The sequence below is a fragment of the Stieleria bergensis genome (assembly GCA_007745635.1).
Lineage (GTDB): Bacteria > Planctomycetota > Planctomycetia > Pirellulales > Pirellulaceae > Stieleria > Stieleria bergensis.
This window is the reverse complement of record CP036272.1, coordinates 1,834,279-1,841,300: the sequence shown is the minus strand read 5'-3', so window position 1 is coordinate 1,841,300 and position 7,022 is coordinate 1,834,279. Positions and strand designations below refer to the sequence as shown.

At 54.5% G+C, this 7,022-nt stretch carries 1 protein-coding gene; it reads right to left on the bottom strand.

What is annotated here, in order from left to right; genetic code table 11:
* Positions 1–407: 407 nt before the first annotated feature.
* Entirely contained in the window at positions 408–6,602 is a 6,195-nt protein-coding gene (locus SV7mr_RS06205) for a DUF2339 domain-containing protein (protein ID WP_145270196.1), read from the bottom strand.
* Positions 6,603–7,022 lie beyond the last annotated feature (420 nt).

The window sequence follows — 7,022 nt, the reverse complement described above, 5'->3', positions numbered from 1 at the left end:
TGGCGCGTTGTTTGGGAGTGTTGCCGGTTCGTTGGACTCGATGTCAGAGGAGCGGAAGCATGTGAGCGGAGATGCCTATTTCATCCGCAAGCAGGCTCGCGTGGTGTTGCAGATTTGAATTCTCATTAGAACGGATTTACCATCACGCCATTTGGCGTCATAGCATGACCGATTTCAAGCTTTTTCGAAGCTTGCAGGCTAACGTTCTGCGCATCCCTGAGGCAGAAACGCTCCGAAACGGGTTATTCCGGCTGATCCAGACTCCAATCGCACTACCTGCCGTCTCTCCAGATCACCTCCCCGTCCCCGACCACCCCTCCTCCCACTCCCAACAGGGACACACCCCATCAAGCAACCCATTCCCCTCCTTTCAATAGGGACACACCCCATCGGAGAAGAGCAGATTTTCACCCTTCCCATTTTTGCAGGTGACGCGTGAATTGGCGGAATTGCTGCTTGTTCTTTTCAATCAAGGTCAACAAGACCAATAGCACAATCCCAGTGCTGATCCCAAAAACCCACCAGGGCCACACCGCTTGAATCTGCTGCTGAGCATGCCATACCATGCTGACCGTCCCTAAAAAGACAAACAAAGTTCCCAGGTAAACAAACGGCCGCACCTTGCATGCAATCCCGAACGCAACGCCAATCAATGCCAACCCCACTAACACCATCGGCCCCAAAATGGACTCCCCCAACCCCTGAATGAACATGTCCGCGGAACTCAAAATGTAAATCATCGACGTCGCTGCGTAACGAATCGCATTCGCTGCCCTAACACCAAGCTGATGCCGATAGAACTGCACACCCACCAGCACACACAAAGCCGGTGGAATCAACCAGGCTTGGGGATGTTGCCAAAGACTCCAACCTTCCGCTTGAGCCAACACGACCCAGATCGTCGCATTGCCTCCCACAATCGCAAACATTCGCATCACTGTGTTCTTCCACATGAAGGACACCACCGAATAGTAAAGCGTCACGACGATCAATAATGCCTGGTAACTAACCCGACCTTCAATAAAACTCCATGAATCGGCTGCCGACTGTCCAAACAACCCCGTTACAACTGAGCCACTGATCCAAAACCCAATCACCGGGATCAACGGCAGATACATGACACTCTTACGCATCACCGCCACCAAGACTTTGTCATCTCGGCGCATCGCCCATTGAACCACACCCGCACTGGCAAACGCCAATGCCATCACGACATACGGCCAATAGGGACGAAGCCCCAGACTCGCCAACGGACTCCGACACAAAAACAAGTGAAACCAAGCCAATCCGCCAAACATCTGAGCCCCGATGACCAACGCCGTTCGCTTGCGATCCGTCAACTTCCAGATCTCGGCATAGCGAAAACCTGGACCGCTAAAAACGGCTCCTCCAGTACATAGAACACAAGCAGAGACCAACGTCCCTGCGACGGCCAACATGATGGGGCGAATCAACACATCCGTCTGCCCGCCTATTCGCAGCCCAAACTCAATCACTAGCAACGCCACGAGCGAAAGACCTGATAAAGTCATGGTGCTGAGACCGCCAAACCGAACCGCTGCTTCCCAACGCCCCCACCAAGACTTGGCCACCAAGCGAGGCACCGCAAAAACCGTCACCGCAGAAATCATCGACCAAGAGATAAACCAACGTGCCGCTAACTCCCAACCAGCTACCACTGCCGAAAGGTTGACACTGGACCACATCGCAATCGCCAACAATCCAACCAACACGGAAACATAACGCTGCCAGGAATTCATCAGACGGTCCGCTAACTCTGCAATCGCCCAGCCAAGCATCGCAACGCCACCTATCGCGAACGGAACAAATTGATGCCCGTTTTCCGAAATCAACAAGTTGCCACCGACACTAACAACGATCACCAGTGGAATAACAATCTGTCGCTGCAGCATCCTCAACACATCAACCAATTGTGTCGCTGACACATCTCGCTCAGGACCAAAACCGGACCAAATCCGATTGACTAAAGTACTCACAAGCGCAATCAGCGACGACGCATACACCGCAACCGTGACCAATAAAGCAATGGCTGATGAAAAGACAGTCACCAAAATAACGCTTTCCTCGGTCCATAAACTTGCCACCCGAACCGAAAACAAACCGACAAGCACCATTGCCAAATAGCCTGAAACCTCACCCGCTCCACGCACTCCCCGACGCCAAAACGCAGAGACAACGATGAACCAACCAAGCCCCTGACGCACAAAGCACCAACCGTCACTGGCCAACTCCGGACTCGGCCACCGAACGAAAACTCCAAAGCACACGAATAACTCAAAAACAGATAGGCATAACACCAACACACTGACCTGAGTATCAACAAGCATCGCTAACCATCGAGGCCTTGACGCTTTAAGCTGCCCGACGATTCCTGAACGAGGGTCCACACAAATGAATCGCCACAAGATGCACCACAACGCAAACCAAACGTAGAACGCGTTGAATGCCATCCAGCGATCTCTACCGACAACCGGGAGTTCATCAATGACAAACCAAGCCCCCGCAGCCAAACCGAACCAAGCACAGCCCGTGGCGAACCAACGCGCAACGGCGTCTAAACGAACGAATGCTGGCTTCTCAATTCCTGGTGAATCTTCCCAGCTACCTAACAACGCCGAGCCAGTCACCGAAACCAAAATCATCGTGGCAGTCAACAGCCCGACGTGAACAAACGGCCCCGTCCCATAACAAAGACATTGCACGACCACCAGCAGCGCCAGCCCAATGCTCAGCAACTTATCCTGCAAGTTCCCTCGCGCGGTCACACGACCAGGAAGAAACACGAACTGATACGCTGCCCCAACCATCACAACCACCGCGCAGAACGTCAACAACAACCCAACCATCCAGGTCGCATCACTAGAATCCCCTGTCCACTGCCCAAACGCCACGGCGAGTGGGGCAGCTAAAACCAAAGGGGCCGCCGTAGCATTGATCGCCAGCTTTTCCCGCCACTGCCTCTCAAGCAACTTGGGTGCCGACAGAATCAATCCAAAGGTTGTGAAAGAACTCGCGATCGCAATCCACTGATGAAACTGTCCCAAGTAGGGCGCTTCGATCAAAACCAGCATCGTCATCACGACTGCACTGCCAAGGCCAGCCACCATCGACATGACGAACCCCAGATTGATCGCCAGCGACGCAGGGTGCTGAGCGTCGCCCAACACAAAATGACAGCCCACTGCGATCAGCGCCAAAAGCACAATCGCTGCCTGAAACCAAGCCGTCGGAAGACCTGGCAGCCACAGTGGCATCACCCACAACACCAACAGCGGCAACACGAAAGCTATGCTAACAGCTCGAAAACCATTCCGTTCCCGATAAGCCAGCATTGCCCAAATCAGCCCCATCCCCCCCCACCAAACAGCAACGGTCCCTGTGCTGAAACTCGGCGGAGCAAGATCCGCCACAACTTCCGGCAACCATTGATTGATCAAAATCGTCACCGTCGACACCATGCAAAGCGCCGGTGCAAAAAACAACACGATTCGCCGCTCACCAAGCAGACGACGCACGCGAATCATCAGGCCTTGCGTGACATCAATCAATAGTAAAACACCGACCCCAAGGGAGGTCATCACAACCAGTTGCGTAGACGCATCGTACGAATACCAAACCGCTGTTCGCCAACAGAACCACCCGATCAATCCGGCAAGATGAGCCAAACGCAACTGAAGCAACCAAGATCGACTGAGAGAACGCCCGATCGCCGGCAGATAAAGCAACATGCCAAACGACAATAAAGTCAATCCTGGCAATCGATTGCTTGCGTCGTACGCGACCGAATGGCCCCAACTCGAAGCCACAACAGCAAACACGCCCCACATCGCCGCCAACAGCAAGCTGACCACTGCAATGCACTGAAGTGAGCGAAACGAATCAACATCCCAGTCTTGCTGGTCCAAACGATACCAGCGGAATCGCTCAGCAAGCCCCGATTGCTTCGCTGCAGAAGGAACCTGCACGGCCCAATGATGCAACCAATCCAGAAACATTGACCGCAACTGCACCCAGGCGGTCAAACCAACCAAAGCTGCCGTCAATACCCAAAGTGCCGATCCACTACGCCAAGCTTCCGCTGCCTGCAATTGATCCCACAAGGCTCCATAACAGACGACAAACAGACCAACAACACTCGACAGACGCGCCATCTGAAGAGGCAAGGTCTGCCGAACCGACAGACCAATCCAAGTCCACATCGCGTTGGAAACGACAACCAACACCGTTGCTGACACCCAAGTTGCTCCCGCAAACGCATCAAACACAGCAGCCAGCAACGAGAAACCAATCCCAACAGCCGTGTATTCATACGCCAGCAAACGACGAAACTCATCGCGGGTTCTCCAGGCACAAATCATCTGCATTGCAGCAGCAATGCTCACTGCCCAACCAACTTGAAAACACAACCCAGAATCAGCCTCAATCCACTGCACGTCCACAACCTTCAACCACCCAAAGCCAGCAATGGAACTGAACAACAACGCCCCTAACACCAGCCCCTGACTTCCCTTCGGATCGATGCTAATCTTGCTGGACTGCACGATCATCCCTGCCAGCGCAACCAGGCTTGTGATCCCAACGACGAAGCTCAGTGGAACACCAGCCAACCAAGCACTCGGCGCAAAGGTAAGCACGGCTGCGATCAATCCAGAAAGCGCCAACCAACCCGCCCCGCAAGCGAGCAGGCCGATTCCAACCAACTGCTTACGCAACAGCAACCCAATCCCCACCAACGTTCCCCCAAAAACAAAGAGCGTTACTGCGTTCACGCCGCAAAGTAACTGACGCCACAATGCCCACTCAAGCAATGCCTCGTTACCAAACACGAGCCGACTGATCTCCGGAGCGCTTAAACTGAGTGCGACTCCCAGTGGTATCGTTGCAATCGCTGTCCAGGCCCCCATTAAATGCTGAGTACGTCGCTGCTGAATCGCAACCCACAACGCCGCAATGGAAAACGACCCTGCCCACACCCAAGTCCATTTCAGCGCAAACGACACTGGAACAACCAAAGCCCCACAAAGCAGCAACACGCAGATCGCAGCAGCGGTCGATGCCAATGCAATTCGAGGTCGCCGAACAAGGCGAACCATCGTCCCTAGCGAACCTGCCAACACCACCAAACCAGGAATCGTCCCCAAGGCGATCGGCAACCAAGCCTTGGGAATTTCCCTTGTAAGAAACCCCAAATAAGTCGCAAGGACGGCCAAGCAAAACAACGACACACCGATCACCATCAGGCGCTTTCCAGCAAACGCATGCAAACGGCCTGTGCTGCGTGGGTGTTGATCGATGTTACGCCAAACCACAAACTGGGACACCACCACCACCACTGAGGCCACGTACATCCCCAGACCAGCATAGCCACCGAGCCAACGCCAAAGCGCCGGTGCAAAAGGAATCACTGCTGCCACACCAACGATTCCTATCGTCATCGCTAACGCCAAGTGTTTGCCAACCAATACACGCGACGATTGCCTAAGAAACAACGTGTAGACGACTCCCCCAACGAACAGCCCGACCAACGCGATTGGATCGGTCAACTGAACCGCCGACTCCGAGTCGCCTGTTGATAAACCTGCCAGAATCCCTAAGGGAACAAGGAAAGTGGCAATCAACAGAGTCGCGCGACTGGTATCGGGGAGTTTCCATCGAAAAAACGTGTACAGGCCAGCCGAAAAGATCGCTGCGTTCCCTGCCAGAAAGAGCATCGACGGAACCACCCGATGCATCGACGACAAGGTACTCCACAAACTGACCACTAGACCAATCGAACAAACAACAATCAGCACGCCAGCAAGCAACTCTCCCCAACGAATATTGTGATCAGCCAGAAATTCTGCCAGGGTCCTGCCAGCGGCGGCCTGCGTCGCGCCCCTTGTGGCGGCCAGAGAATCGGTGACAGTGGTTGCCGCCAAAGAAGCGTCCGCCAAGTCCTGTTGCCGCGCCGCATGCAGATGCCGAAGAGCCTCCGCCGGCTGGCGACGCGCGGTGGATTCAACACGCTCATCGTCAGACGCTGCCCCAGACGTTACCCCAGCAACTGGCCCCGACACATTTCCTCGATCACTTGAACGATCGCCGTTTACAGCCTCACCAATCCCCCCTGAAAGATGCGTTCGTTCCGGCGAAGAATCAACCGGGACAATGCTTGGCTCCCCTGGCGTCGTCGCGGTTGGACTCAACGCCGCACTGCTTCGCTCAATCGCACCAGCCATGGGCGGCGGATCGATCGCGACAGAGCCTGCCTGCATCGGTTGCGGGTGCCAGACCGGTGGAGACGCTGGTGATTGCAGCGAGCCGGGCTGAGAAAGTTCGTCGCCCAGCTGTTGCAACTGTTGCCCGATTGCTTTGGCTTGGCGCTGGCTAATCCGTTTTTGAAAGTGAGCATACTGCAAGACGCGACGGGCCCCTGCAATGTCATCACGCAGCGACGGAGTCTCAGTAACTGCCGGCGACTTTGGCTCCCTGATCCCGAACAAGCCCGAGAGCAGTAGCTTTACCAGCAGCCAACTGGCATGTCCGACCAACGTCACAATCACCCAGCCGATGAACAAAAAGATCAGGAATTCAGCAAACATGATTGATTTGAAATAATCGGGAAAAGCAGAAAGATTACAGTCTCAGTGACGAATGTGGTCTGTGAAACTCGATGAACCACTGGAGACGACTGTGTGACAGAGCCCGTGCGCGTGTGCCTGATTCGCACCAATATCCAACAGTGCGTCAACTCATAGGAAAAACCTCTACGATCATCAGGACCCGGCAGATTGTTGACCGGTTCAGCAGTGAGTTTGGTTAGTGTGTGCCTTCATAGCGTGTACCAGTTGCCACAACCGATGGGTTTTGCGGAGTCCCCCAAGCGTCATCCCACCATGAAAACCGCCCCGATTAGTTAAAATGTTTGGCGTAAGGCGAAAGAAAAAAGACCAGCCGGTGGATTGGCCTCAGCTGTTGTCACTCTTAGAGGACGACGGCCGGCGCGCCGCATTGTCGCGCCG